The 26902-nt window shown below is 68.8% G+C and carries 21 protein-coding genes and 1 riboswitch; of the genes, 12 read left to right on the forward strand and 9 right to left on the reverse strand.

The genetic code is table 11. The annotated features are described in order from the left end of the window. Complete coding sequence (locus VYI76_RS00175) at nucleotides 1-1203, reverse strand: efflux RND transporter periplasmic adaptor subunit (RefSeq protein ID WP_326522750.1); 1203 nt, start codon at nucleotides 1201-1203, stop codon at nucleotides 1-3. A gap of 120 nt (nucleotides 1204-1323) precedes the next feature. On the opposite strand from VYI76_RS00175, the gene maiA reads away from it, so the two are divergent. From maiA to thiL, 5 genes are all read left to right on the forward strand, one after another. Beyond that, nucleotides 1324-1950: a maleylacetoacetate isomerase gene (gene maiA / locus VYI76_RS00180; protein ID WP_326522751.1), complete on the forward strand. Its 627-nt coding sequence runs from the start codon at nucleotides 1324-1326 to the stop codon at nucleotides 1948-1950. 74 nt (nucleotides 1951-2024) lie between these two features. Further along, nucleotides 2025-2675, forward strand: coding sequence for an ATP phosphoribosyltransferase (gene hisG, locus VYI76_RS00185; protein WP_326522752.1), 651 nt, complete (start codon nucleotides 2025-2027; stop codon nucleotides 2673-2675). Then, nucleotides 2672-3967: a histidinol dehydrogenase gene (hisD, locus tag VYI76_RS00190; protein WP_326522753.1), complete on the forward strand. Its 1296-nt coding sequence runs from the start codon at nucleotides 2672-2674 to the stop codon at nucleotides 3965-3967. Before hisG ends, hisD begins: the two co-directional genes overlap by 4 nt. A gap of 123 nt (nucleotides 3968-4090) precedes the next feature. After that, entirely contained in the window at nucleotides 4091-4561 is a 471-nt protein-coding gene (gene nusB / locus VYI76_RS00195; protein ID WP_326522754.1) for a transcription antitermination factor NusB, read from the forward strand. After that, nucleotides 4558-5436 (forward strand): thiamine-phosphate kinase, encoded by an 879-nt coding sequence (gene thiL / locus VYI76_RS00200; RefSeq protein WP_326522967.1) that lies wholly within the window; start codon nucleotides 4558-4560, stop codon nucleotides 5434-5436. Before nusB ends, thiL begins: the two co-directional genes overlap by 4 nt. Here thiL and VYI76_RS00205 read toward each other — a convergent pair. Genes VYI76_RS00205 through VYI76_RS00225 form a run of 5 tightly spaced genes read right to left on the reverse strand, consistent with a single transcriptional unit; the run spans nucleotide 5425 to nucleotide 12941 of the window. Beyond that, on the reverse strand, nucleotides 5425-6225 hold the full coding sequence (locus VYI76_RS00205; protein WP_326522755.1) for a DUF815 domain-containing protein: 801 nt from the start codon (nucleotides 6223-6225) through the stop codon (nucleotides 5425-5427). The two genes, thiL and VYI76_RS00205, sit on opposite strands and share 12 nt — an antisense overlap. 29 nt (nucleotides 6226-6254) lie before the next feature. After that, on the reverse strand, nucleotides 6255-8183 hold the full coding sequence (locus VYI76_RS00210) for a tetratricopeptide repeat protein (protein WP_326522756.1): 1929 nt from the start codon (nucleotides 8181-8183) through the stop codon (nucleotides 6255-6257). After that, nucleotides 8167-9516: a PEP-CTERM-box response regulator transcription factor gene (prsR, locus tag VYI76_RS00215; protein WP_326522757.1), complete on the reverse strand. Its 1350-nt coding sequence runs from the start codon at nucleotides 9514-9516 to the stop codon at nucleotides 8167-8169. Before prsR ends, VYI76_RS00210 begins: the two co-directional genes overlap by 17 nt. Beyond that, a complete protein-coding gene (gene prsK, locus VYI76_RS00220; protein WP_326522758.1) occupies nucleotides 9513-11543 on the reverse strand; it encodes an XrtA/PEP-CTERM system histidine kinase PrsK in 2031 nt (676 codons plus the stop codon). The genes prsR and prsK overlap by 4 nt, the downstream gene beginning before the upstream one ends. Before the next feature lie 9 nt (nucleotides 11544-11552). After that, nucleotides 11553-12941, reverse strand: a complete 1389-nt coding sequence (locus tag VYI76_RS00225) for a TIGR03013 family XrtA/PEP-CTERM system glycosyltransferase (RefSeq protein WP_326522759.1) — start codon at nucleotides 12939-12941, stop codon at nucleotides 11553-11555. A gap of 177 nt (nucleotides 12942-13118) precedes the next feature. On the opposite strand from VYI76_RS00225, the gene VYI76_RS00230 reads away from it, so the two are divergent. The 7 genes from VYI76_RS00230 to gcvPB all read left to right on the forward strand — a co-directional run bounded on the left by VYI76_RS00230 (nucleotide 13119) and on the right by gcvPB (nucleotide 21399). Continuing rightward, nucleotides 13119-14171, forward strand: coding sequence for a mannose-1-phosphate guanylyltransferase/mannose-6-phosphate isomerase (locus tag VYI76_RS00230; protein ID WP_326522760.1), 1053 nt, complete (start codon nucleotides 13119-13121; stop codon nucleotides 14169-14171). Between the two features lie 51 nt (nucleotides 14172-14222). Then, nucleotides 14223-15815, forward strand: a complete 1593-nt coding sequence (locus tag VYI76_RS00235; RefSeq protein ID WP_326522761.1) for a lysine--tRNA ligase — start codon at nucleotides 14223-14225, stop codon at nucleotides 15813-15815. A 16-nt stretch (nucleotides 15816-15831) separates the two neighbouring features. Then, on the forward strand, nucleotides 15832-16515 hold the full coding sequence (locus tag VYI76_RS00240; protein ID WP_326522762.1) for a Fe2+-dependent dioxygenase: 684 nt from the start codon (nucleotides 15832-15834) through the stop codon (nucleotides 16513-16515). Nucleotides 16516-16601: 86 nt separating this feature from the next. Then, nucleotides 16602-16694, forward strand: a riboswitch (glycine riboswitch). 157 nt (nucleotides 16695-16851) lie between these two features. Then, on the forward strand, nucleotides 16852-17994 hold the full coding sequence (gene gcvT / locus VYI76_RS00245) for a glycine cleavage system aminomethyltransferase GcvT (protein WP_326522763.1): 1143 nt from the start codon (nucleotides 16852-16854) through the stop codon (nucleotides 17992-17994). Nucleotide 17995: 1 nt separating this feature from the next. Further along, nucleotides 17996-18364, forward strand: a complete 369-nt coding sequence (gcvH, locus tag VYI76_RS00250; RefSeq protein ID WP_326522764.1) for a glycine cleavage system protein GcvH — start codon at nucleotides 17996-17998, stop codon at nucleotides 18362-18364. Nucleotides 18365-18469: 105 nt separating this feature from the next. Further along, nucleotides 18470-19828: an aminomethyl-transferring glycine dehydrogenase subunit GcvPA gene (gene gcvPA / locus VYI76_RS00255; protein WP_326522765.1), complete on the forward strand. Its 1359-nt coding sequence runs from the start codon at nucleotides 18470-18472 to the stop codon at nucleotides 19826-19828. Next, complete coding sequence (gcvPB, locus tag VYI76_RS00260) at nucleotides 19825-21399, forward strand: aminomethyl-transferring glycine dehydrogenase subunit GcvPB (RefSeq protein ID WP_326522766.1); 1575 nt, start codon at nucleotides 19825-19827, stop codon at nucleotides 21397-21399. Before gcvPA ends, gcvPB begins: the two co-directional genes overlap by 4 nt. Before the next feature lie 112 nt (nucleotides 21400-21511). Here gcvPB and VYI76_RS00265 read toward each other — a convergent pair whose 3' ends face one another. The 3 genes from VYI76_RS00265 to VYI76_RS00275 form a co-directional block, all read right to left on the reverse strand. Further along, entirely contained in the window at nucleotides 21512-22417 is a 906-nt protein-coding gene (locus VYI76_RS00265; protein ID WP_326522767.1) for a DMT family transporter, read from the reverse strand. A gap of 612 nt (nucleotides 22418-23029) precedes the next feature. Then, entirely contained in the window at nucleotides 23030-25048 is a 2019-nt protein-coding gene (locus VYI76_RS00270) for a S9 family peptidase (RefSeq protein ID WP_326522768.1), read from the reverse strand. Between the two features lie 61 nt (nucleotides 25049-25109). Next, nucleotides 25110-26891, reverse strand: a complete 1782-nt coding sequence (locus tag VYI76_RS00275) for a S9 family peptidase (protein ID WP_326522769.1) — start codon at nucleotides 26889-26891, stop codon at nucleotides 25110-25112. Nucleotides 26892-26902: the final 11 nt, after the last annotated feature.

The following is a 26902-nucleotide window of genomic DNA, read 5'->3' on the forward strand; positions in this document are numbered from 1 at the left end:
TCAGCCGCCCGACTTCTTCTGCGCGCCGCCGCCTTGCCCAGCCTGGGGCGGCTGGACGCGCTGGGGGGTGTTCGCGGGCACCGCGCGGATCGTCGAATTGGGCCGCAGCCGGCCAAGCCCCTGGACGATCACCCGGTCGCCGGCCTGCAGCCCTTCGGTGACGACCCAGCTGCTGCCCTGCACGCGCGCCGTCGTCACGATGCGCGACACCGGCTTGTCGTCCGGCCCGACCAGCTGCACCGTCGCCTGCCCGCGCGGATCGCGCGTCACGCCGACCTGCGGCACCAGGAACGCCCGTGTCTCGATCGCCTGGACGAACGACGCGCGCACGAACATGCCGGGCAACAACAGCCCCTGCGGATTGGGGAAACTGGCGCGCAGTGTGACGGTGCCGGTCGCCTGATCGACCGTCACTTCGGAAAACTGGACGCGGCCGGCGAAGCCATAGTCGCTGCCGTCCTCCAGCTTCAGCCGCACCGCCGCACTGGCCGGCGCGACTTCGCCGCTGGCGAGCGAACGGCGCAGCACGAGCAGTTCGGCGGCCGATTGCTGGATATCGACGAACATCGGGTCGAGCCGCTGGATCACCGCCATCGGATCGACCTGGTTCGAGGTGACGAGCGCCCCCACGGTCGCCAGGCTGCGCCCGATCCGCCCGGTGATCGGCGCCGGCACGCGCGTAAAATTGAGGTTGACCCGCGCGGTCTGGAGCGCGGCGCGGTTCTGCGCCACCGACGCTTCCGCCTGACGCTGCTGCGCGACGGCGTCAGTGTAATCCTGCTGGCTGATCGCCTCGGCCTTGGCGAGCGGACGGAAGCGGTCGGCGCGGATGCGGGCCGCCTCGGCCTGGGCGGCGGCGGCGGCGACATTGGCCTGTGCCTGCGCGGCCGACGCCTGATAGAGGCTGGGATCGATCTGGTAGAGCGTCTCGCCGGCGTGGACCAGCTGGCCCTCGGTGAACAGGCGGCGGCGGACGAGGCCGGTCACCTGCGGACGCACTTCGGACGTCTCGAACGCGGCGGTGCGGCCGGCCAGCTCGGTCGTCAGTTCGATCGCGGCAGGCTGGACGACGACATAGCCGACCGTCACCGGGCCGCCGCCGGGGCCGCCCTTCTTCTTCGCGGCGTCGCCGCCGCCGCCACAGCCCGCGAGCAGCGCGAACGCGGCGAGCACGCTCGCCCTTGCCGGAAGATTACCGATCACCCCGTGTCCGAACCCTGAGTTGAGAATCACTTGCGACTAGGACGATAGGGCACCGCGCGGCAACCCGTCGCCTTCGCTTTTGCAACAGGCTACACGCTATACCCTCGAAAGGGCAATCGGATGATCCTGCACGATTACTGGCGTTCATCGGCGGCGTACCGCGTCCGCATCGGGCTGAACCTGAAGGACATCGCCTGGAAATCGGCGCCCCGCGACCTGCGGACCGGCGAACAGCGGGCCGCCGACTACCTCGCCATCGCGCCGCAGGGGCTGGTGCCCGCGCTCGACACAGGCGCCTACGTGCTGACGCAGAGCCTGGCGATCCTCGAATGGCTCGACGAGACCCACCCCCTTCCCGCCTTCCTGCCGCCCGATGCCGCTGGCCGCGCCCGGGTGCGCGCGATGGCGCAGGCGATCGCGGTGGACATCCACCCAATCAACAACCTGCGCGTCCTGAAGGTGCTGAAGGCCGATTTCGGCGCGGAGCAACCGGCGATCGATGCGTGGGTACGCCACTGGATCGACGAAGGATTCGCCGCGCTGGAACGGATGGCGCCCGACACGCCGTTCCTGTCGGGCGACGCGCCGGGCCTGGCCGACATCTGCCTGGTGCCGCAATGGTACAATGCCGAACGGTTCGAAACAGATCTGGCGCCCTATCCGCGACTGGCCGCCGTCGTGTCGCAAGCGCGGGCGTTACCGGCGTTCGCCGACGCGAGCCCGGACAGGCATTCCGACGCAGGATAGCACCGGCCATTCCCCTTGCGCGGTTGCAACCTGGATTGCGCCTGTGCGGCACCCTGCGTAAAGCCCCGCGCGACATGGCAGACCCGATCGTCATCGCGGTGCCCAAGGGGCGCATCCTGGAAGAGGCGCTGCCGCTGCTCGCGCGCGCCGGGATCGAGCCCGAGCCGGCCTTTTCCGACGAAGGCAGCCGGGCGCTGCGCTTCGCCACCAACCGCGCGGACATCGACCTGATCCGCGTCCGCGCGTTCGACGTCGCGACCTTCGTCGCGCACGGTGCGGCACAGCTCGGCATCGTCGGGTCGGACGTGCTGATGGAATTCGACTATCCCGAACTCTACGCGCCGGTCGATCTGGGCATCGGCCATTGCCGCCTGTCGGTCGCCGAACCGGCGGGCATGGCGGCGAGCGACGATCCGCGCGGGTGGAGCCATGTTCGAATCGCCACCAAATATCCCGGCGTGACGAAACGCCACTTCGCTGCGCGATCGGTCGGCGCCGAATGCGTCAAGCTGAACGGCGCGATGGAACTGGCGCCGGTACTGGGGCTGGCGCCGCGCATCGTCGATCTGGTCTCTTCGGGGCGTACTCTGAAGGAAAACGGCCTTGTGGAGGTCGAGGTGATCGCCCAGGTGACCAGCCGCCTGATCGTCAACCGCGCAGCCTTCAAGACGCGGGCGGAGGTAGTGCCGCTGGTCGATGCGTTCCGCCGCGCGGTGGCGGCGTGATCCGCCTGTCGAGCGCCGATCCGCGCTTCGACGCGGATTTCGCAGAGCTCGTGAATGCGCGGCGCGAGGCCGACGCCGATGTCGCCCGCGACGTTCGCCTGATCGTGTCGGCGGTGCGCGACGAGGGCGAGGCGGCGGTCGCGGCCTATACGAAGCGGCTCGACGGGCACGACCTGAACGAGAGCGGCTGGCGGATCGAGCGCGCCGATTGCCTGGCAACGTTCGAAGGGCTGTCTGCCGAACTGCGCCAGGCGCTCGAACTCGCCGCCGAGCGCATCGCCGCCTATCACGCCAGCCAGATCCCGGAGGACCGCGATGAAGTGGACGCCGCCGGCGTGCGGCTGGGCGCGCGGTGGCGGCCGGTCGATGCGGCGGGCATCTACGTTCCTGGCGGACGCGCGGCCTACCCCAGCTCGGTGCTGATGAACGCCATTCCCGCGCGCGCGGCCGGCGTCGGGCGGCTGGTGATGGTCACGCCGACGCCGAAGGGCGCGGTCAACCCGCTGGTCCTCGCCGCCGCGCATCTGGCCGGGGTGGACGAGATATGGCGCATCGGCGGCGCGCAGGCGATCGCCGCGCTCGCCTATGGCGCCGGGCGGATCGCGCCGGTCGATGTGGTGACCGGCCCCGGCAACGCCTGGGTGGCGGAGGCCAAGCGCCAGCTCTACGGCGTCGTCGGCATCGACATGGTGGCAGGCCCGAGCGAGATCGTGGTCGTGGCCGACGGCGCCAACGATCCCGAATGGATTGCCGCCGACCTGCTGAGCCAGAGCGAGCATGATCCGACCAGCCAGTCGATCCTGTTCACCGACGACGCGCTGTTCGCGGATCGCGTGGCGGAAGCGGTCGACCTTCAGATCGGGACGCTGTCGACCAGCGCGGTCGCGCGCGCGGCGTGGGACGCGAACGGCGCGATCGTGGTGACGGCGACGCTGGGCGAGGCGGTGCCGCTGGTCGATCGGCTCGCGCCCGAACATCTCGAACTCGCCTGCGACATGGATGTGGCGGAGGCGCTGTTCGCCGACGTGCGCCATGCCGGATCGGTGTTCCTCGGCCGTCATACGCCGGAAGCGGTCGGCGATTATGTCGCGGGACCGAACCATGTGCTGCCAACCGGACGGCGCGCGCGCTTTTCATCCGGCCTGTCGGTGCTCGACTTCATGAAGCGCACCAGCTTCCTCGCCTGCGACGCGACGTCGCTCGCGGCGATCGGCCCGGCGGCGGTGGCGCTGGCGGAGGCGGAGGGGCTGCCCGCCCATGCAAGGTCGGTGGCGCTGAGGCTGGGGCGATAGATTCAACCCGTTCGCCCTGAGCTTGTCGAAGGGCTGCCGTTCTTCGTGCCGCATGCCGTGCCGAAGGAAGAGAAAGACAGGGCTTCGACAAGCTCAGCCCGAACGGTGTAAGGGCCGATTCCAATGACCAGCAAGACCACCCCCCGTACCCGCGCGCGATCGACCGCGCGCGCCGCCGCCCGCCTCGGCGCCGTCCAGGCGCTCTACCAGCAGGAGATGGAGGCGACTCCGCTCCGCCAGTTGCTCGTCGAATTCCACAACCATCGTCTTGGCGCGACGATCGAGGACGTCGAATATGCCGACGCCGACGTCGATTTCTTCGACGATCTGGTGAGCGGCGTCGATGCGCGGCGCGAAGAGATCGACGCGATCATCGCCGCGAAACTGTCCGCCGGATGGAGCCTGGAGCGGCTCGACAAGCCGATGCGCGGCATCCTGCGCGCCGGCACCTATGAACTGCTCGCCCGCGCCGACGTGCCGACGGGTGCGGTCATCAGCGAGTATCTCGACGTCGCCGATGCCTTCTACGACAAGCGCGAGAAGGGCTTCGTCAACGGCCTGCTCGACGCGGTGGCGAAGGACGTGCGGGGCTGACCGAGGCCGAACTGATCGAACGGCTTCGCGCGCTGCCGCTGCATCCCGGCGCGCTGCGGCTGGCCGACGACGCCGCGCGGCTGGGCGATCTCGTCCTGACCAAGGACATGATCGTCGAGGGCGTCCATTTCCTGCCGCACGATCCGCCCGGCGACGTGGCGTGGAAGCTGGTCGCGACCAACCTGTCCGATCTTGCCGCCAAGGGCGCGGTGCCGGAGGGTGCGCTGATCGGCATGCCGATCGGCGAGGACCGGTGGGACCGGGCGTTCCTCGACGGGCTGGACGCGGCGCTCCGGGCGTTCGACTGTCCGCTGCTGGGCGGCGACACGGTGTCGGGGGGACGAACCTTCTCGCTGACCGCGATCGGGCGCGCGGATGCGTCACCGACCCGCAGTGGCGCGCGGCCGGGCGATGCGCTGTGGGTAACCGGCACGATCGGCGACGCGGGCGCGGGACTGGCGATCGCGAAGGGGGCGGCGGGGCCGGACAGCCTGCTCGCCCGCTATCGCCGGCCGATGCCGCGGCTGGCGGAAGGGCGCGCGCTCGCGCCCGTCGTCACCGCGATGATGGACGTGTCGGACGGGCTGGTGATCGATGCCGCGCGCATGGCGGCGGCGAGCGGGTGCGCAGTGACCATCGATCTCGCCGCCGTGCCACTGTCTTCAGCGTATCGCGACTGGAGCGGCGACCCGCTTGCCGCCGCTACCGCCGGCGACGATTATGAACTGCTGTTCGCGCTGCCCGCCGATGTGGCGCCGCCGGTCGCGGCGACGCGCATCGGGCAGTTCCGCGAGGGCGACGGCCTGGCGCTGACCGACGGCGACGATCCGGTCCCGCTGCCCGGACGGCTCGGATATCTGCACCTATCGCGGTAGCGGCCGCCCCTCGCGGCCGGCCAGCTCGATCACATATTGCCAGGCGATCCGGCCGGAGCGGCTGCCCCGGCGTGTCGCCCAGCCGATTGCGTCGGTCTGGTCGAGCGGCAGGCCGTAAGCAGCGGCATAGCGCGCGACGATAGCCAGATAGGTGTCCTGATCGATCGCGTGGAAGCCGAGGCTCAGCCCGAAGCGATCGGCCAGCGCCAGCGCGTCGTCCACCGTATCGCGCGGGTTGATCGCGCTCGCCTGCTCCGCGATGTCGCGCGGCACCAGGTGGCGGCGGTTGGAGGTGACGAGCAACCGCACGTTCGCCGGCCGCGCCTCCGCCCCGCCCTCCAGCAGCGAGCGCAGCGCGCGTGCCTCCGCGGGACTGGAGAAACCGAGGTCATCGACGAACACCGCGAAGGCCCGGTCGACCGGCGCCAGCGCCGCGAACAGGCGGGGCAAGCCGTCGAGCGTGGCCGCGGCGACCTCGACCAGCGCGACACCGGCGGCCGACGCGGCGGCGGCGACCAGCGCCGACTTGCCGGTGCCGCGCGCACCCCACAGCAACACGTCATGCGCCGGGTGCCCGGCGGCGAGCCGTCGGAGATTACCGGTCAGCGCCGCCTTCTGCGCATCCATGCCGGTCAGCATGTCCAGCGGGAGAGGCGCGAACGCACGGGCCGCGGCCAGCGCGTCCCCCGCCCAAAGATAGGCCGGATGGGCCAGCGGATCGGCCGCGACGGGCGGCGGCGGGGCAAGCCGCTCCAGCGCGGCGGCGATGCGGTTCAGCGCGTCGGTCATCGCCGCCGCCCTTACGCGAGCGTGATCGATCAGGCGAGTGCGGCGATCAGCGCCTGCGCCGCCTCGCGATCGGCGAAACGCGGATCGGAAAGCGCAGCCTGCGCCTGCGCCCGCGCCTCGCCGTTGCGGCCGAAATCGGCATAGACGCGGGCCAGGTGCCAGCGGATCATGGCATGGCGCGGCGCGAGCGACACCGCCTTCTCAAGCAGCTGGAGCGCCCCCTCTCCGTCGCCCGCCGCGCGCAGGGCCCAGCCATAGGCGTCAGCGGCTGCGGCGTTCGACGGCGCCAGCGCATAGGCGGCGGCGGCGTAGCTGGCCGCCGTCGTCGCATCGCCCGCCCCGACATGGGCATAGGCGAGTTCGGCGAGCAGCGCCGCGTCGCGGTTGCCGAGCCGCGCCCGCAGCCCTTCGAGCGTGTCGATCGCCGCGTCATACTCGCCCGCCGCGACCTGCCAGTGCGCGGACAGGCGCAGCGCCGTCACATTGTCGGGGTTCTGCGACAGGAACAGCGCGAGCGCGTCGGCGGCGTCGGCGCCGTCGCCGCTCCGCGCCAGCGCCTCGGTCAGCCGCAGCATCGTCGGCTCGTCGAACGAAAGCGCGGCGGCGCGGCGATAGGCCGCCACCGCCTCGCCCGGCCGGTCGAGCAACATCAGCGTGTCGCCCAGCACCACCGCCGCCTGCGGCACGTTGGGGTTGGCCTGCGCCAGGGCGCGGGCGCGCTCGATCGCGCCGACAGCGTCATCGGCGTCGATCAGGCTGCGGATCAGCGGGATCGCGCTCGACGGCTCGCCCGCGGGGTCACCGCCGGCAGCGGCCGCGACCACCGCGACGCTGCCCGCGCTGCCGAAACCGTCAGCCGCACCCTGGGCGGGCAGCGCGGCGCGATCGAGGAACTCGCCGGCTCGCGCGTGATCGCCCAGCCGTTCGAAGGCGCGTGCCGCCAGCGTCAGCGAATAGCTGTCGGCGTCCGCGCGCAGCACCACCGGCTGGAGCACTTCCAGCGCATCGCGCGTCGCGCCGAGCCGGACCAGGGCCAGGCCGAGCAACTGGCGCGCACGAATGTTCATCGGCTGGACGGCGACGAGGTTGCGCAGCTTGGCCGCCGCCTGTTCGTCTGCGCCGGCATCCATGTCGAGAGTTGCGCCGAGCAGCAGCGGACCCGGCACCCCCGCCAGGCCATTGCCGGTGCGTTCGAGCATCGCGCGCGCCAGGTCGGCCTTCCCGGCCCGCGCGGCCAGCACGGCGAGCAGGTAGAAGGCCTGGGGATCGCCCGGCCGCACCGCCAGAGCGCGGCGCGTAGCGGCGAGCATGTCCCTGGCGCGCCCAAGATCGCCGAGCGTCGCGGCATAGTCGATCAGCACGTCGTAGCGGTCCGGCGCGCGCTTCAACGCGCCTTCGAACCACGGCAGAGCACCGGCGAGGCCATATTGCGCGCGCACGAGCTGGGCGCGCAACAGCAGCGCATCGACCGCGTCCGCATCGGCCGCCACGGCACGGTCGGCCGCTTCGATCGCGCCGGCCTGATCGCCGATGCCCATGCGAAAGCGTCCGATATCGGTCCACAGCCCGGCGTCACGCGGCGCGCGGTCCGCCGCCTGGGCGAACATCGCATGGGCGCCGGCCGGATCACCGCTGGCGGCGAGCGCGCGCGCGCGGACGCGCAAGGCATCCACACCGTCACCCGCGCCGCGCAGATGACCGAGCGTTCCGGCCGTGTCGCCCTGCAGCAGGCGGGCCTGTGCCATCAGCAGAGCGACATCCCGCGCGGGCGCACCGGCGGCCTGCGCGCGACCCGCTTCCGCCTCAGCAACGATGCCATCGCCGTTGCCGACGGCGGTGCGCGCGGCGGCGAGGCGCTGGCCGGCAGTATCGGGATCGGCGCGCAGCGGCTGGCCGGCGAAGGCCACGAGCAACGCGGCGACACCGGCGGCGGCGAGGCGCTTACGGCTGGAGATCATAGGTCCTCATCAGATCGTAGAGCGTGGGGCGGCTGATGCCGAGGATACGCGCGGTGCCGGAAATGTTGCCGTCGGCGCGCGCCAGCGCGTGGCGGATCGCCTTGCGGTCGGCCGCCTCGCGCACCGCGCGCAGGTTGATCGGCAGCGCGGCTTCCTCTGCCCGGCCGAGATCGAGATCGGCTGCGGCGATCCGCGCACCATCGGCCATGATGACCGCGCGCTTCACCCGGTTCTCCAGCTCGCGGACGTTGCCAGACCAGGGGTGCGCGTCGATCACCGCAAGGGCGTCGGGGGCGAAGCCCTTCACTCCCGACTTCATCCGCAGGGCGTATTTCCTCATGAAATGCCGGGCGAGCAGCCCCGCGTCGCCCGGCCGTTCGGCGAGCGAAGGGATACGCACGACGATTTCCGCGAGGCGGTAATAGAGGTCTTCGCGGAAGCTCTGGTCGGCGACCATCGCGTCGATGTCGCGGTGCGTCGCGCAGACGATGCGGACATCGACCGGGATCGCCTTGCGCCCGCCGATCCGCTCGATCACGCGCTCCTGCAGGAAACGCAGCAGCTTGACCTGGAGCGGCAGCGGCACGTCGCCGATCTCGTCGAGGAACAATGTGCCGCCATGTGCCTGCTCGATCTTGCCCTCGGTCGTCTTGACCGCGCCGGTGAACGCGCCCTTTTCGTGCCCGAACAGTTCGCTTTCGAGCAATGTCTCGGGGATCGCGGCACAGTTGATCGCGACGAATTCGCCCTTGCGCCCGCTTTTTTCGTGCACGCCCCGCGCCAGCAGTTCCTTGCCGGTGCCCGACGCGCCGAGCAGCATCACGGATAGGTCGGCGGAGGCGACCCTCTCGATCGTGCGGGTGACCTTCAACATCTCGGGCGCCGCGGTGACCATCCCGCCCAGCGCAGTCTCGCCCGTCACACCGGCGGCGAGGCGGCGGTTCTCCGCCTCCAGCGCGTGGACATGAAAAGCGCGCGCGACGATCAGGCCCAGCGCGTCGATATCGATCGGCTTGGCGTAGAAATCCCAGGCGCCCTCTCCGATCGCGCGCAGCGCGCTTTCCCGCGCGCCGTGCCCCGAAGCGACGATCACCTTCAGGTCGGGCTTCAGCGCCAGCATCTCGGCGAGCGTCGCGAAACCCTCCGTCGTGCCGTCCGGATCGGGCGGCAGGCCGAGGTCCAGCGTCACCACCGCCGGTTCCTCGGCGCGCAGGATCGCCATCGCTTCCTCGCGCGTGCCCGCCACCAGCACGCGGTAGCCGTCATAGGCCCAGCGCAGCTGGCGCTGGAGCGCGAGGTCGTCCTCGACGATCAGCAGCGTCTTCTCGGTCACGCGGCGATTCCGATCGGTTGGGCGTGCGCAGCCGGCAGCAGCACGCGGAAGGTGGAGCCCTGGCCCTCCCGGCTTTCGACCAGGATGCGGCCGCCCATCGCCTCGGCCAGCTGGCGCGCCTCGAACGCGCCGATGCCGAATCCGCCCGGCTTCGACGACACGAACGGGCGGAACAGACGGTCCCGTACGAAGGCAGGCGACATGCCGCACCCGCAATCGGTGACGCTGAGCGATACCTGCGTACCCGCGCCCCCGACCGCGATCGTCACCGGCTCGGCCGGCGGACTGGCCTCGACCGCGTTGGCGACGAGATGGCCGACGATCTGGTCGAGCGCCGCCGGATCGGCCAGCGCGACGGCCGCTGGATCGCCCGAAACGATCACCGGCGCGTCGGACCGGCCGGCGGCGAGGCGCTGCGCGAAGTCGAGCAGCGGGACCGCCACCGGCGCATCGCCGCGTACCCGTGGATTGGCGGAGAGGCGCGCGAGCAGCATGTTGAGCTTGGCGGCCGAATCCTGCAGCGTCGCGACCATGTCGGCGCGGAAATCGGGATTGTCGGCGTGCCGCTCCGCATTGCGCGCGACAAGGCTGAGGCCGCTGACCAGATTCTTGATGTCGTGGACGATGAAGGCGAAGCGGCGGTTGAACTCGTCGAACCGCCGCCCGTCGGCCAGCGCCTCCTGCGCGCGCGCCTCGGCAAGATAGCTGGCGACCTGGCGGCCCGCGACCTTGAGCAGGTCGAAATCTTCCCAGTCGAGCGCGCGGTCGACCAGTGGCCGCGCCAGCACGACCGCGCCGACCAGCCGGCCGAGGTGGAGCATCGGCACCACCGCCCACACGTCGCGATCGTCGAGCATCCACTGCGGGGTGCAGGCGAGTTCCGCCGCGTCACCCGATCCGGCGCGCAGATCGTCGAGCGCGATGATCCGCTCGCTGCTGCCCAGATAGCGCGCGAAGTCGGCGCCGGCCGCCACCCCCGCGCCGTCCCACTGCCACCGCGCGCCGACGCCCAGCATGTCACCGTCGGGCACCAGCAGCAGGCCGCGATCGGAGCCGGTCAGGTCGGCGATCGCCTTGACGATGCGTTCGGCGAGCGGCGCGGCGGCTTCGGGGCTGCCCAGCGTGCCGGTGAAGCGCAGCCATTCGGCGCGATAATCATAGCGGTGCCGAAACAGGTGCTTGGCGATCTTGACCTTCAGCCAGCTGCGCAGCCAGCTCGACGAGACGAACGTAAGCACCGCGGCGGTCGATCCAAAGACGAACGCGGTCTGGTAGATGCGCGCCGCCTCGCCACCGATCGCGGTCAGCGCGCTCGTGCCGAGCGCCAGCAGCGCGAGATAGCCGCCGACCGCGACCAGCGAGAGCGACTGATACGCAACCATCCGCGATACCGCGACGGGGCGATGCTCTCCGCGCCTGAGCGCCAGCGCGACCAGCCCGGCCGCGCCCGCACCGGCGAGCCCGCGCAGCGCCAGCATCGCCGGAGCCCAGCTGCCCGACAGATAAGCCGAGGTGGCGAGCGCAAGATCGGCACCCCACAACCCGGCGAGCGCCAGGCCCAGGCCCCGCACCGCGACGTCTCCACTCGCCATCGACAGATTGTGCACCAGCACCAGCGCGGCGACGGCGGCCATCATCCGCAGCAGCGTCGCGGCGGTGACGATCTCCGCTCCGGCGCCCGTCGTGCCCAGCGCAGCGGCGACGAGCTGGAGCATCGTGCCGACGACCACCACCAGCGCGACGACGCCATAGACCGGCGTAATGCCGAGCGGCGGCGCACGCATCCCGCGGTGGAGCGCGATCATCAGCCCGAGCAGCGACAGGTCGCGCAGCCCGACGATCAGTCGGGTCGCGGGATCGCCGCCGCCGAGCCCGGCCACCGCCAGCGCCCACACAGCGCATAGCGCGAGCGTTGCGACCAGTGGCCAGCGGGCCGGCGGGGCGGGCGCGCGCGCCGCCCACAGCGCGACCGCCGCGAACAGCAGCGCGGCGAGCGTGTGGCTCCAGAGCGAGAGCTGGTCGGCCATCCCTGCGCCTCAGCGGGCGCCCGCCGGCCACAGCACGACGCGCAATGTCTGGAGCAGGATCAGCAGGTCGAGGAAGAGCGAATAATTCTTGGCGTAGTAGAGGTCGTATTCGAGTTTCTGGCGGCTGTCCTCGATCGAGGCGCCATAGGGATAGTTGATCTGCGCCCAGCCGGTGATGCCCGGCTTCACCATGTGGCGTTCGGCGTAATAGGGCAGCTTCGCCTCCAGATCCTCGACGAACTGCGGGCGTTCGGGGCGCGGGCCGACGAAGCTCATCTCGCCCTTCAGCACCGACCAGCATTGCGGCAGTTCGTCGATCCTCAGCTTGCGGATGATCCGCCCGACGCGGGTGATGCGCGGATCGTCCTTTTCCGCCCACACCGCCTTGCCCCCGATTTCGGCATCCATGCGCATCGAGCGCAGCTTGATGCAGTCGAAGGCGACGCCGTACAGCCCGACGCGGCTCTGCCGGTAGAAAGCCGGGCCCTTGCTCTCCAGCTTCACCGCGATCGCGGTGAGCGCGACCAGCGGCAGCGTCAGAACGAGCAGGATCAGGCTGGCGAGGATATCGAACAACCGCTTGAACACGCCCGACAGCATCCGTCCCGACGAAAATCCGTCGGAAAAGATCAGCCACGACGGATTGACGCTGTCGAGATCGACGCGACCCGTCTCGCGCTCCAGGAAGGTCGAGGTGTCATTGACGTGCACGCCGGTCGTGCGGATGCGCAGCAGGTCCTTGAGCGGCAGCGCATTGCGCCGTTCCTCGAGCGCGAGCACCACCTCGCTGGCGTTGAGCAGCACGACATGGTCGGCGAGGTTGTAGATCGCGTCGCGCGCGATCGCCTCGGGAATCACGCGGCTGCCCTCGCTCATCGAGACATAGCCGACGACGACGAAGCCGGCGCCCGGCCGCTGGGCGAGCCCCTTCAGCCGTTCCGCGCGCGGCCCCGCGCCCAGCACGACGATGCGCCGCTTGAACGCCTGGCTGCCCAGCGTCTTGCCGAGCAGCAGCCGCAGCAGGGTGAGGAACAGGATCGCGAAACCCATCCCGTAGAGGAGATTCGACCGCCACAGGCTGAGCGCCGGCACGATGAAGAAGATCGCCGACAGCGCCAGCACGCCCAGCGCGACCGCGACGACCAGCCGAACGGCGGCATAGCGAATCGATTGCAGCGATTCGACGCTGTAGACGCCGACCGCGACCATCGCGGTCCACACCACCGCAGCGAAGGCGATCAGTTGCGGCACGCGGGTATGGACGGGTTCGACCAGCATGTCGATCTGGTCGGCGCGGATCGTCCAGCCGAGCTCTGCCGCGAGCAGTAGCAGGACAAGGTCGAACAGGCCGAGCAACAGCACGGCGTTGGGCACATAATGTTTGAACAGCCTGATCATCGCGGTCCCCGGCTGATCGTGAGAGGTGTAAAATCTTCCGACACGGTCCCGCTGTCGCGCAAAATGGCGAAGAAATGCTGAACGGGCCGGAAATCGGGCCGAGAACATGCGTTGTGGCGCACAGGGGCAACCTGCCCCACAGTGACCCTGAACGCTGAATCCGGAGACTCACCGCCCATGTCCGACGCGCGGCCGATCGTGCCCGTCATCCTGTCCGGCGGCGCCGGCACGCGGCTGTGGCCGATGTCGCGGCCCGAACGCCCCAAGCAGTTCCTGCCGCTGACAGACGCGGCGACGATGCTGCAGGTGACGGCGCGCCGTGCGACGGGCGACCGCTTTGCCGCGCCGATCGTGGTGGCCAGCGCTGGCCACGCCGACGCGGTGGCGGCGCAGATGGCGGAGGTCGGCATCGCGCCGGCGGCGATCATCCTGGAACCCTTCGGACGCAACACCGCGCCGGCGATCGCGCTCGCCGCACTGGCGGCGGGCGGCGGGGCCGATCCGCTGCTGGTGATGCCGAGCGACCACGCCATCGCCGACATTTCCGCCTTTCATACAGCGATCGAGGCCGCACTGCCGCTGGTCGCCGACGGCTGGCTGGTCACGTTCGGCATCACCCCCGACGCGCCGGAGACCGGCTATGGCTGGATCAAGGTCGGCGCGCCGCTGGCCGACGGCGTCCACCACGTCGATCGCTTCATCGAAAAGCCGCCGCGCGACCGCGCCGAGGCGATGCTGGCCGAGGGCGGGCATGCCTGGAACGGCGGCATCTTCCTGTTCCGTGCCGACCGCTATCTGGAAGTGCTGGCGCGCGAGGCGCCGGAGATGGCCGCGGCAGCGGTTGCGGCGATGGACAAGGCCCGGCGCGACGAGAACTTCGTCTGGCCCGACCCCGAGGCGTTCGCCGCCTCTCCGTCCGATTCGATCGACTATGCCGTGATGGAAAAGGCGCACCGCGTCGCGGTGGTGCCGGTGGCGATGGGCTGGAACGACGTCGGCAGCTGGGACGCGCTCCACGCGATCAGCGCGCACGACGAGGCCGGCAACGCCCATGCCGGAGACGTGATCGCGATCGATACGAAGAACTGCCTGGTCCGCAGCGACGGCGCGCGCGTCGCGCTGGTCGGGGTAAGCGACCTGATCGTGGTGGCGAGCGGCGACGACATATTGATCCTGCCGCGCGGGCGCAGCCAGGACGTGCGCCGCATCGTCGACGCGCTGAAGGGATAGGATCGCGGCGGCTGGCGCGCGCGACGCCCCTTCGCTACGGGGTCGGCCATCATGACCGACAGCGATCTCCGTTCCGCCGCCCTCGACTCCAAGGCCTGGCCCTATGAGGAGGCGCGCAAGCTGCTCGCGCGCTGGCCGAACGGGAAGCCGGACGGTGCACCGATCCTGTTCGAGACCGGCTATGGCCCGTCGGGCCTGCCGCACATCGGCACCTTCAACGAAGTGCTGCGCACGACGATGGTGCGCAACGCCTTCCATGCGCTGAGCGACCGGCCGACGCGGCTGATCGCGTTCAGCGACGACATGGACGGGCTGCGCAAGGTGCCCGACAATGTGCCGAACAAGGAGATGCTGACGGAGCATCTCGGCCGGCCGCTGACGCGCATTCCCGACCCGTTCGGCAAGTTCGACAGCTTCGCCGCGCACAACAATGCGATGTTGCGCGACTTCCTCGACCGCTTCGGGTTCGACTATGAATTCGCGTCGTCGACCGATTACTATGCGAGCGGGAAGTTCGACGATGCGCTGCGCACCGTGCTGCGCCAGTTCGATGCGATCCAGGCGGTGATGCTGCCGACGCTGCGCGAGGAACGCCGCGCGACCTATTCGCCCGTCCTGCCGATCAGCCCGAAGACCGGCGTCGTCCTGCAGGTGCCGGTCGAGGTGATCGATGCCGAGGCCGGCATGATCGCCTTCACCGACAGCGACGGCGAACGGATCGTGCAGTCGGCGCTGGGCGGCCTTTCCAAGCTGCAGTGGAAGGTCGACTGGGCGATGCGCTGGGTCGCGCTGGGCGTCGATTACGAGATGGCGGGCAAGGACCTGATCGATTCGGTCGTCCAGTCGTCGAAGATCGCCCGCGTGCTTGGCGGCCGCCCGCCCGAGGGCTTCAACTACGAGATGTTCCTCGACGAGAAGGGCGAGAAGATCTCCAAGTCCAAGGGCAACGGCCTCAGCCTCGACCAGTGGCTGACCTATGGGCCGGAGGAATCGCTCGCCTTCTACATCTACCGCGAGCCGAAGCGCGCCAAGCAGCTGCACATGGGCGTGATCCCGCGCGCGGTGGACGAATATTGGCAGTTCCGCGGCAATTATCCGGGTCAGGACCTGAAGCAGAAGCTGGGCAACCCCGTCCACCACATCCACGACGGCAAGCTGCCCGAGGGTGGCCTGCCTGTCACCTTCGGCCTGCTGCTCAACCTGGTCGGCGTGATGGGCGAGGCGACCAAGGAACAGGTGTGGGGCTATCTGGCCAACTACATCCCTGACGCGACGCCCGATAGCCAGCCCGATCTCGACCGGCTGATCGGCCATGCGCTGGCCTATGCCCGCGATTTCGTCGCGCCGACGCTGGTTCGCCGCGCGCCGGAGGGGATCGAGGTGGCGGCGCTCGCACGCCTCGACGCCGAACTCGCCGCGCTGGGCGAGGACGCGCCGGCCGAGGACATCCAGAACATCGTCTACGAAATCGGCAAGAGTGAGTTTGGCGATCTTGGCGGCTTCGCCGAGCTGCGCGACTGGTTCAGGGCGCTGTACGAGACGCTGCTCGGGTCGAGCCAGGGGCCGCGCATGGGCAGCTTCATCAAACTGTACGGCATCGCGAACAGCCGCACGCTGATCGCCGACGCGCTGGCGAAGGCATAGGAAGGGCATTCCGCCGATGATGTTGCCGATCCCCGACCTGCTCGACGCCGCGACCCTAGCCCGCCTTCGCGCGGTGCTCGACGGCGGCGACTGGATCGACGGCAACGCGACTTCGGGCGCGCAGTCGGCGCTCGCCAAGCGCAACCACCAGCTGGCGGAAGGGACACCGGCCGCGCGCGAGGCTGGCGGGATCGTCCTCGACGCGCTGGGCCGATCGCCGCTGTTCGTCGCCGCCGCGCTGCCGCTCAAGGTCTTCCCGCCGCTGTTCAACCGCTATGAGGGTGGCGAGGCATTCGGCGCGCACGTCGATAACGCCATCCGCATGCAGCGCGGCAGCGATTTTCGCATCCGATCCGACCTGTCGTGCACCGTGTTCCTGTCCGATCCCGACAGCTATGACGGCGGCGAACTGGTGGTCGAGGAGCCGTCGGGCGAGCGCCGCGTCAAGCTGGGCGCGGGCAGCGCGATCCTCTATCCGTCCACCAGCGTCCACCGCGTCGAGCCGGTGACGCGCGGCGCGCGGCTCGCCAGCTTCTTCTGGCTGCAGTCGATGGTGCGCGGCGGTGACGAGCGCGCGATCCTGTTCGACCTCGACCGCGCGGTGCAGCGCGTCGGCGGCGAACTGGGCCAGGGCCACCGCGCGGCGGTGGAGCTGACCGGTGTCTATCACAACCTGCTGCGGCGCTGGGCCGACGCCTGATTCGGCACAGGTGCCGAGTCCGCAATTGACTTGGTCCGGACACGCGGCCAAGGCTCGCTCCATGTCGAGGGCCGGGCAACCGGCTCGCGGTACGCGCGGGAGAGAGCTCCGGGAAACCGGGACCGCCGAAGGAGCAACCGCCCCGGAATCTCTCAGGCACAAGGGACCGCGCGTGGCCCGACACTCTGGAAAGCGTCCCGCGCAGGCGGGGCCACCGAAGGGGTAAGCTCGCGCGCGGCGCGGGCGAAAGCTCTCAGGTTTCCGTGACAGAGGGGGCGATGGACCTTGCCGCGTGCCGCGCGGGTCCGTCGCGTGACTCTGTCTGGAAGGCCCGTGATGAGCGACGACGATACCCCCGCCGAGACCCCCGAGACGCAGACCCTGCCGCTTGATGCCTGGCACCGCGCGAAAGGCGGCCGGATGGTCGAGTTCGCCGGCTACTGGATGCCCGTCCAGTTCGAAGGGATTATGGCCGAGCATCTGTGGGTGCGCGAGAACGCCGGGCTGTTCGACGTCAGCCACATGGGGCAATTGTTCCTGTCCGGCGACGGGCTGGACGACGCCCTGGAGGCGCTGATCCCGGCAGACGTGAAGGGCGTGGCGCTGGGCCAGCAGAAATACTCGCTGCTGCTGGCCGAAAACGGCGGCATCCTCGACGATCTGATGATCTCGCGCTGGCCGGGCGGCATCTACATGGTCGTCAACGGCGCGACCAAGTGGGACGATATCGCCCATCTGCGCGAACACCTGCCCGATCACATCACGCTCAATCACCTTGAGGACCGCGCGCTGCTGGCGCTGCAGGGACCGAAGGCGTTCGACGTGCTGAAGCGCCATGTGACGGGCGACTATCCGCTCGACGCGCTGTACTTCATGATTGGCGGCAAGTTCGTATTGGCCGGCGTCGAGGTGTGGATCAGCCGTTCAGGCTACACCGGCGAGGACGGCTTCGAAATCTCGCTGCCCGCCGATGCGGCCGAACGCATCGCCGACCTGCTGACCGGCGAGCCCGAAGTGAAGCCGATCGGCCTGGGCGCGCGCGATTCGCTGCGGCTGGAGGCGGATTTGCCGCTCTACGGCCATGATCTCGATCCCGAGACGACGCCGGTGATGGCGTCGCTGGGCTTCGCGGTCGCTGCCAAGCGTCGGCGCGAGGAGGGTGGCTACCCCGGCCACGCGCGCATCATGGCCGAGCGTGCCGATGGACCGATCGTGAAGCGCGTCGGCCTGCTCGTCGAGGGGCGCCAGCCGGTGCGCGAAGGCGCGATGGTGGTCGATGCGGAGGGCAGCGAGGTCGGCAAGGTCACCTCCGGCGGCTTCGCGCCCAGCGTCGGCGCGCCGATCGCGATGGCCTATGTCCCCGCCGCCATGGCCGCGCCGGGCACCGAAATCACGCTTGCCCAGCGCGGCAAGCTGCATCGGGCGACGGTCGCGCCGATGCCGTTCGTCCCCCATAATTACGTCCGCAAGGGAGCCTGACATGCGCTATTTCACGCAGGACCATGAATGGATCGATGTCGACGGCCAGACCGGCACCGTCGGCATCACCGACTATGCCCAGAGCCAGCTTGGCGACATCGTGTTCGTCGAGGTGCCCGACGCCGGCCGCACGCTGGCCAAGGGCGATGACGCCGCGGTGGTGGAAAGCGTCAAGGCGGCATCCGACGTCTATGCCCCGGTCGCGGGCACCGTCGTGGAGGGCAATGCGGCGCTCGCCGACCAGCCCGACCTGGTCAACACCGATCCCGAGGGCGAGGGCTGGTTCTTCAGGCTGACGCTGGCCGACACCGGCGCGCTCGACGGCCTGATGGACGCCGACGCCTACAAGGCGTTCGTCGCGAGCCTGTAAATCAAAATCCGTCATGCCAGTGAACGCTGGCATCTCGTGCCGCAAGTATTCGAATCGCGGCATGAGACCCCAGCGTGCGCTGGGGTGACGCCTTAGGAAGTCGTCATGCGCTACCTTCCCCTGACCGATACCGACCGCGCCGACATGCTCGCCGCGATCGGTGCATCGTCGATCGACGACTTGTTCGTCGATGTCCCCGCCGACGCCCGCCTGACCGGGCCGATCGCGGGCCTGCCGGGCCATGCGTCCGAACTGGCGGTCGAGCGCCACATGGCCGCGCTGGCGCGGAAGAACATGGTGGCGGGCGACATGCCGTTCTTCCTCGGCTGCGGCGCCTACCGCCATCATGTTCCGGCCAGCGTCGATCACCTGATCCAGCGCGGCGAATTCCTGACCGCCTACACGCCCTATCAGCCGGAAATCGCGCAGGGCACGTTGCAGATGCTGTTCGAGTTCCAGACGCAGGTCGCCCGCCTGCTCGGCACCGATGTGGCCAACGCCTCGATGTACGACGGATCGACCGCCTGCTGGGAAGCCGTCACCATGGCGCGGCGCGTGACGAAGCGGGCCAAGGCGATCCTGTCGGGAGGGCTGCACCCACACTATGTCTCGGTCGCGAAGACGATGGCGAAATACACCGGCGACGTGCTGGAAACCTCGCTGCCGGCGCTGACCGCAGAGACCGATATCGACGCGCTGATCGCGAGCATCGACGACGATACCAGCTGCGTCGTCGTCCAGTACCCCGACATCCTCGGCCGCATCGCCGACCTGACTCCGCTGGCCGATGCGTGCCATGCCAGGAAGGCGCTGCTGATCGCGGTGGTGACCGAGCCGGTGGCGCTGGGCGCGATCCGCTCGCCGGGGGAAATGGACGCCGACATCGTCGTCGGCGAGGGCCAGTCGATCGGCGTCGGCCTGCAATTCGGTGGGCCGTACGTCGGCCTGTTCGGCTGCAAGGAGAAATACGTCCGCCAGATGCCGGGGCGGCTGTGCGGCGAGACCGTCGACGCCGACGGCAAGCGCGGATTCGTGCTGACGCTGTCGACGCGCGAGCAGCATATCCGCCGCGAGAAGGCGACCAGCAACATCTGCACCAACTCGGGGCTGTGTGCGCTGGCCTTCTCGATCCACATGACCCTGCTCGGCGAGGCGGGGTTGCGTGGATTGGCCCGGCTCAACCATGCCGGCGCCAGCGCGGCGGCGGACAGGCTGGCGAAGGTGCCGGGGGTCGAACTGGTGACGCCGGCCTTCTTCAACGAATTCACCCTGCGCCTGTCGCGGGAGGCGCGGCCGGTCGTGCGCACGCTCGCCGATCGCGGTATCCTGGCCGGCGTGTCGCTCGGCCGGCTCTATCCCGGCGTCGCCGATCTGGAGAACGGCCTGGTCGTAGCGGTGACCGAAACGACCACGCCGGAGGACGTCGCGACGCTTGCCGCCGCGCTTGAGGAGGTGCTGGCATGAGCACGATCAACCAGTCGGGCTGGCGTCCCGAAATGATCGCCGACGATACGCCGGCGGCAGCGACCTTCACCGGCAACCGCGCGCTGATGCTGGAGGAAGCGACGATCTTCGAGATCGGATCGACCGCCACCACCGGCATCGACCTGCCCCCCGCCCCCGCCGCGACGGATCGTCTCGGCGGCCTGGCGCGGACCGCCCCGATCGGCCTGCCCGGCCTGTCGGAGCCGGAAACGGTGCGCCACTACACCCGCCTCAGCCGCCAGAACTACGCGATCGACCTGGGGCTGTTCCCGCTCGGCAGCTGCACGATGAAGCACAACCCGCGCCTGAACGAGCGGGTCGCGAGGATGCCGGGCTTCGCCGACGTCCACCCGCTCCAGCCGGTCGATACCGTGCAGGGGGCGCTGGGCGTCATCAACGAGCTCGCCTTCTGGCTGCTCGACCTGACCGGCATGCACGGCGTCGCGATGAGCCCCAAGGCGGGCGCGCATGGCGAGTTGTGCGGCATATTGTGCATCAAGGCCGCGCTGGAGAAGCGTGGGGAGGGCCACCGCAAGGTCATCCTGGTGCCCGAAAGCGCGCACGGCACCAATCCCGCCACCGCAGCCTTCGCCGGCTTCAGCGTGGAGGACATCCCCGCCACCCCCGACGGCCGCGTCGATACCGCGGCGCTGAAAGGCCGGCTGGGGCCGGACGTCGCCGCGGTGATGATTACCAACCCCAACACGTGCGGGCTGTTCGAGCGCGACTTGAAGGAGATATCGGACGCGGTCCATGCCGCCGGCGGCTATGTCTATTGCGACGGCGCGAACTTCAACGCGATCGTCGGCCGCGTGCGGCCGGGCGATCTGGGCGTCGATGCGATGCACATCAACCTGCACAAGACCTTTTCCACCCCGCACGGCGGCGGCGGTCCGGGATCGGGGCCGGTGGTGCTGTCGGAGGCGCTGGCGCCGTTCGGCCCACTGCCGTTCACCGCCCGCCATGGCGACGGCCATATCCAACTGGTCGAGGAGGAGACGGCGGGCGACGACCATCCCGACAGCTTCGGCCGGATGACCGCGTTCCACGGCCAGATGGGCATGTTCACCCGCGCGCTGGCGTACATCCTCAGCCACGGCGCGGACGGGCTGAAGCAGGTGGCGGAGGACGCGGTGCTCAACGCCAACTATGTCCTCCGCGCGCTGGAAGGCGTGCTCGACGCGCCGTTCGCCGGATCGGGGCCGTGCATGCACGAGGCGATCTTCTCCGATCGCGGGCTGGCGGAAGGTTTCTCGACGCTCGACATCGCCAAGGGGCTGATCGACGAGGGCTATCACCCGATGACGGTGTATTTCCCGCTGGTCGTCCACGGCGCGATGCTGGTCGAGCCGACCGAGACCGAGAGCAAGGCCGCGCTGGACCAGTTCATCGGCGCGCTGAAATCAGTCGCCGCGCGCGCAAAGAACGGCGATCCGTCGCTCAAGTCAGCCCCCCATTTCGCGCCCCGCCGCCGCCTCGACGAGACGCTGGCGGCGCGGAAACCGGTTCTGGTGTGGAAAGACGCGCCGGCGGCCGAAGCGGCGGAATAGTCCGGCGCGGGCGACCGGCGGACTGTGCGGCGAGGCCCGCCGCAGTGCCTCTCATCGCCCCGCCGATCCTGGCCCGCGGAACGGCTGCTCGACCAGGCGCAGCGCAGCCGGGTCAGTCGCTGACGGCGGGAGCGCTGCGGGCGATGCCGCGTGACAGGCGGTGCTCGCGCCAGACGATGTACAGGCCTGACAGGATGATGATCGGCGCGCCGACCCACGTCCAGCCATCGGGCAGCACGCCGAACAACGCCCAGCCGTAGAGCGTCGCCCAGATCAGCCCCGAATAATCCATCGGCACGACGACCGACACGGGCCCGAGGCTGAGCGCGGTGGTCATCGCCAGTTGGCCGACCGCGCCAATCAGGCCGATGCCGACCAGCATCGCCCAGGTGCCGGCATCATGGCTGCCCATCGTCCACAGGAAGGCGGGCAGCAGCGGCACCATCGACAGCAGCGCGAAATAGAAGACGATCGTGGCCGGCGGCTCGCTCGATCCCATGCGGCGGATGAGGATCGAAACACTCGCCGACAGGAAGGCGGCGACGAGGCCGGTGAGCGCGCCCGCCAGCGGGATGTGGCCGCTGCCCGGCTGGGTGACGATCAACACCCCGGCGAAGCCGAGCATGACCGCGCCCCAACGGTGTACGCCGGTCGCCTCGCGCAGCACCAGCGCGCCGAGGATCGTCGCGAAGATCGGGACGGTGAACTGCAGCGTCGTCGCCTCGGCCAGCGGCAGCAGCAGCAATGTCGAGAACATGAAGGTCATGCTCGACAGCCCTACAGCGCAGCGCAGGGCATGCGCGCCGATCCGCCGCGTCGCGAGCGTGGCGACACCCGGCCCCAGCGCGACCCAGGCGACGACCACGGGGATCGACCCCGCCTGGCGAAAGAACAGCAGCTCGACCAGCCCCGCCCCGCGCGTCTCCGCGAGCTTGATGAGCGCCCCCATCGTCGCGAACGCCACCACCGACACGAGGCGGTACGCGAGGGCGGGCAGGATGCGGTCGGCGGGGGGCATGCGGATGCCCTTATGGCAAGCGGGTGGCCGTTGCGACCGGTCGGAACCTATTCCGCCAAAATACCGGCGAAGGATCATGACGTTCAGTGGACGGCGTGAGACGAGGCGGTGACTTCACGAGGTTTTGCATGTCGGCCGTCGCCGAAACAGTCCATGTTCGATCGTACCTCAAACTCTTTGCGATCGCCAGTTGAGGTGGTGTCGGTTTTCCGTGCGGGGCGTTAGGGTCAGGCCGCATTAATTGCGGAGCGGCCGGCGGATCTCGGCCCAGGGCGGCGTCGATCGTCGGTCACGATGCATTGGCATCGCTCCACTCCTCTCTCCAACTCTCTCCACAAGGGCAGGGGGTATGGTCGATGCTTTCAAAGGTTACGCAAACGCAGTCTATTCGTCCCCCTTTGTCACCAGTGCCCTGAAGGAGCTGTGCGGATTGCTGTGCCGTAGCAGGCGAGGCGACGAGCAGGGCCATTGCCGGCAACGCGAACAGACAGCGCCTCCCGGCGCGATAACGGCTTCCGGTGGATGATCTATGCATGCGTGAACTTTCGAATATTGCAATTTAAACGGCGACGGCCATGTCGGTAAATTGGAATAACACGATTCGTGTAACAGTTATTCCGTCACTCCTAGCAAATACTTCTGCCAGAAATTCAGGGTGGTATAGTGCTGGAAATCGCGATTTTCCTTTTTCGCGAAATAGACATCATGCCCCTCGTCAGCAGCCACGAGATACCATGGTTCGCCACCGCTCGCTCGTACCGCCTTGACCATCTGCTCGGCCTCGCTCGGCGGAACGCGGGGATCGTTGCCGCCGGCTATCACCAGCAGCGGGGTCTTGAGGCGCGACACGCTGGTCAACGGCGATATCTCGAGCAGCCTGGCGCGCTGCCCGGACTCGCGTTCGTCGCCATATTCAGCCCGGCGCCGATCGCGACGGTAGCTTTCGGTATTCTGGAGAAAGGTCACGAAGTTCGAGATCGCGACGATGCAGTTGGCACCCTTCAGCCGATCCCCGTAGCGAATGGCCGAAGCATAGCACATATAGCCGCCATAGCTGGCACCCTGAACACCTACGCGGCCGGCGTCGATCGCGGTATCCGCAGAGAAGCGGTCGAGGAACGCTCCGATATCCTTCACCGCGTCCTCGCGCTTCCATGGGCCATTGTCGAGGGTGAGGAACCGTTTGCCGAAGCCCCCCGACCCGCGGACGTTGGGATAAAAGATCGCGATGCCCAGTTCGTTGACATAATAGTTCGCGACGCCGCGATAACTGGGCAGCGACTGTGATTCCGGCCCGCCATGAATGTCGACGATCAGCGGACGCTTGCCCGGAAACCGGGTTGGATCCGGCCGAAACAGAAAACCGGAAACGGGTTCGCCATCGAAACTCTTCACCGTTACCAGTTCGGCATCGGCGTTGCCGGAGGGGTCGATCCCCCCCGTTTCGCTCGCGGTCCAGCGGGTCACTTCCAATGTGGACGGATCGGCTACGAATACATCGCCCGGCACCTTCGGGCCGCTGAGCGAGAAGGCTATCGCTCCCCAAGGCGCAATCGTCAGCTTGCTCGCAACGCCGACCGGTATGGACGCGGTTCGCAACTCGCGCGTTTCCAGATCCAGCAGGTTCAGCCGGCTCACCCCGGCCTCGTTCACGATATAGGCGATCCTGCGCTCGCCGACGAATTCGAATTCCTTGATGTCCCAACCCGATGCAGGGCTTGCCGGAGTGAAGACTCCGTTCTTGAGCATGCCGAGCCGCAGCACGTCGGACTGTTCGTTCGATAACACCCACAAGGATCCGTCCGCCGCGATCTTGGGGCCGCTGAACAGAATGCGGCGTCCCGTGGGTGCGAGCGGAAGCAACTTTCCTGTCGCCAGATCAAGGTCGTAAAGATCGCTTTCCTGTGTCGAGCGAAAGTTCGAAACAACGGCGTGCGTATTGCCGGCGCGAAAACCCACGAATCGCCAGCTCCCGCCTGGCATCGCCGCCACCATGCGCGCGCTGGCGGAATCCCGCGGGTTCATAACGTAGAAGTCGCTGTCGGCGCCGTTACGTTTCGTCGACGTGTAGCCGATGAGCGTACCGTCGCTCGAGAAGCCACCGATCTCGTTTCGGTTTCGGCCACCATCCGTCAGCGGCGTCAGCCGCCCGTCCCTCAGCGTGTAAAGCTGATAGAATTCGTCCCCATCGGTGTCTTTCTGCACGATCGCGATATCGCCGGAGGGGGAATAGCGCAGGCTGTTCGTCGTATCCGGCTCGAAGGTGATTTGCCGTCGGTCCATCAAGGGGCCGGTGACGCTGTGCAACTGGCTTGCGCTGGCGAAGCGCGTCGCGACGATCAGCGCCCTCGTCTCCGGGTGCCATGCGACCGGCGCCGCGCTGCGGCTTTCCGTGTAGGGGCGAAGCGCGGCGACCAGGCTGACGGGCAACGGCGGTATCCCTTCGGCAATGATTGCCGGAGGCTTTGGTATGGCGGCGCGTTCGGACGCCGGGGGTGAAATGGAACCGCCATCCGGGCGAGCCGGATTCGCGCCATGCGATGCCGCAGGCATCGCGACAAGCGATGCGAGCAGGAATGCGGTTAGGATCCGTTTCGGGCTGCTGGAGCTATCGTTCTTCGGCATCAGCATGTGCGGTTCTCGATGCGGTTGAAGGAGAGAGGGCGCCTGTCACGCCAGCGGACAATCACCGCTATCGCAGCAGGTGTCGTTGCCAGAAGTCGAGCGCGACATAGGCCTGGAAGTTGCGGTTCTCGGTCCTGGAGAAATAGACCCCGTGCCCCTCGTCGCGGGCCAGGACCCGCCAGACGTCGCCGCCGGCCGCGCGAACCGCCTTCGTCATCAACTCGCCCTGAGCCGCCGGAACGCGCGGATCCTCGCCGCCGTCCATCACCAGCAATGGAATTCGCAATCGTGCCGCATTGGTCAGCGGCGAGATTGCCAGTAGTTTCGCCCGCTGCTTCGGATCGCGCTCATCGCCATATTCCGCGCGGGACCGGCTCCGGCGGGACAGGCCCGATTTGTCGCGGGCCAGCTCGGCCACCGCGACGTAGCAATAGGCTCCCTTCAGCCGCGCTCCGTAATGGATCGCCGAGGCATAGCACATGTATCCGCCGTAGCTGGGGCCCTGTACGCCGATACGGGCCACGTCGATCGCCGCATCCGCGGAAAAATGGTCGAGGAAGGCACCGATGTCCTTCACCGCGTCCTCCCGTTTCCACGGACCATTGTCGAGGGTGCGAAAGCGCCGGCCATAGCCTTCCGATCCGCGCACGTTCGGGTAGAACATGGCGACCCCCAGTTCATTGGTGTAATAGTTGGCGATCCCGCGATCTCCGGGCCGCGACTGCGATACCGGCCCGCCATGGATGTGAACGAGCAGCGGCCGCTTGCCCGGAAAGCGAGCGGGGTCGGGGCGATACAGAAAGCCCGAGACCGGTTCCCCGTCGAAGCTTCGGATCGTCACCAGCTCTGCCGGAGCGTTGCGATGGCGGTCGGTGCCGCCGGTGCGGGTCACCGCCATCGTATCGGGATCGACCGAGAACGTGCCGCCGGACAATTGTGCGCCGCTGAGGTTGAACGTGATCTTGTCGCCGCGCACCGCCAATCCGCGGATGATGCCGACGGGCAAGGTGGCGCTACGCCGCTGGCGAGTCTTCAGGTCGAGTAGATGCAACTTGCTCGCCCCCCCCTCGTTGACGACATAGGCGATGCGCCCGCCAGGAACGAACCGGTAGGCCTCGACCGGCCATTTGTGCTCGGGTGTCACGGGCGAGAAACTGCCGGCGCGCAGCGTACCCAGCCGCAGGACGTCCGATCCGTCATCCGACAACACCCACAAGGTTCCTGTGGAGGTTATCCGCGGCGCAACGAACAACACGTCGCGGCCTGGCCGGGCGAGCGGCGTCAGCTTTCCGGTCGTGATATCGAGATCGTAGAGATCCCGGTTTTCGTAACTGGTATAGTTGGCGACGATCGCATGGGTGTCCCCGGGCCGGAAACACTCGAATTCCCAGCTTCCGCCGTCCACCGCCGCGACCAGACGCGCGCTGGCCGGGTCGCGGGGGTCCATGACATAGAAGTCGGGATCGATGCCGTTGCGCTTGGCCGAGGTGAAGGCGATCAGCCGGCCGTCGCTGGAGAAGCCGCCGAACAGGTTGTAGGCCTTGCCGTCGGTGAGGCGGGTCAGCCGGCCGTTCTGCAAGGCGTAGAGCTGATAAAGCTCGTCGCCGTCGGCGTCCTTCTGAATGATCATGATGTCACCGGTCGGCGACGGGTAGCGGGTCTCCGTCGATGCCGACGTCCTGTTGCCGCCCGTATAGGATCGCATCGCCTCTGCCAGGGCGGCCGGCAGGGGGGGGACGCCATCGACCACGACCCCCGAAGGAACCTCGATGACGCCGGTCGACGGTATCTGGCCGATCGCCGGCGGGGCGAGACCGACGAGAAGGGCAGCTGCAAGGCCTTGGCGCATATGCATCCTGA

Source organism: Sphingomonas sp. (assembly GCF_035910975.1).
Taxonomy (GTDB): domain Bacteria; phylum Pseudomonadota; class Alphaproteobacteria; order Sphingomonadales; family Sphingomonadaceae; genus Sphingomonas.

Bases quoted from the DNA above. Each gene is read 5' to 3' on its own strand.
- nusB (WP_326522754.1), top strand. From the start codon at position 4,091: ATGACCAGCAAGACCACCCCCCGTACCCGCGCGCGATCGACCGCGCGC.
- VYI76_RS00210 (WP_326522756.1), bottom strand. From the start codon at position 8,183: ATGATCTCCAGCCGTAAGCGCCTCGCCGCCGCCGGTGTCGCCGCGTTG.
- VYI76_RS00235 (WP_326522761.1), top strand. From the start codon at position 14,223: ATGACCGACAGCGATCTCCGTTCCGCCGCCCTCGACTCCAAGGCCTGG.
- VYI76_RS00270 (WP_326522768.1), bottom strand. From the start codon at position 25,048: ATGCTGATGCCGAAGAACGATAGCTCCAGCAGCCCGAAACGGATCCTA.
- VYI76_RS00240 (WP_326522762.1), top strand. From the start codon at position 15,832: ATGATGTTGCCGATCCCCGACCTGCTCGACGCCGCGACCCTAGCCCGC.
- maiA (WP_326522751.1), top strand. From the start codon at position 1,324: ATGATCCTGCACGATTACTGGCGTTCATCGGCGGCGTACCGCGTCCGC.
- gcvPB (WP_326522766.1), top strand. From the start codon at position 19,825: ATGAGCACGATCAACCAGTCGGGCTGGCGTCCCGAAATGATCGCCGAC.
- prsK (WP_326522758.1), bottom strand. From the start codon at position 11,543: ATGGCCGACCAGCTCTCGCTCTGGAGCCACACGCTCGCCGCGCTGCTG.
- VYI76_RS00230 (WP_326522760.1), top strand. From the start codon at position 13,119: ATGTCCGACGCGCGGCCGATCGTGCCCGTCATCCTGTCCGGCGGCGCC.
- gcvT (WP_326522763.1), top strand. From the start codon at position 16,852: ATGAGCGACGACGATACCCCCGCCGAGACCCCCGAGACGCAGACCCTG.
- VYI76_RS00205 (WP_326522755.1), bottom strand. From the start codon at position 6,225: ATGACCGACGCGCTGAACCGCATCGCCGCCGCGCTGGAGCGGCTTGCC.
- gcvPA (WP_326522765.1), top strand. From the start codon at position 18,470: ATGCGCTACCTTCCCCTGACCGATACCGACCGCGCCGACATGCTCGCC.
- VYI76_RS00225 (WP_326522759.1), bottom strand. From the start codon at position 12,941: ATGATCAGGCTGTTCAAACATTATGTGCCCAACGCCGTGCTGTTGCTC.
- hisG (WP_326522752.1), top strand. From the start codon at position 2,025: ATGGCAGACCCGATCGTCATCGCGGTGCCCAAGGGGCGCATCCTGGAA.
- VYI76_RS00265 (WP_326522767.1), bottom strand. From the start codon at position 22,417: ATGCCCCCCGCCGACCGCATCCTGCCCGCCCTCGCGTACCGCCTCGTG.
- gcvH (WP_326522764.1), top strand. From the start codon at position 17,996: ATGCGCTATTTCACGCAGGACCATGAATGGATCGATGTCGACGGCCAG.
- VYI76_RS00275 (WP_326522769.1), bottom strand. From the start codon at position 26,891: ATGCGCCAAGGCCTTGCAGCTGCCCTTCTCGTCGGTCTCGCCCCGCCG.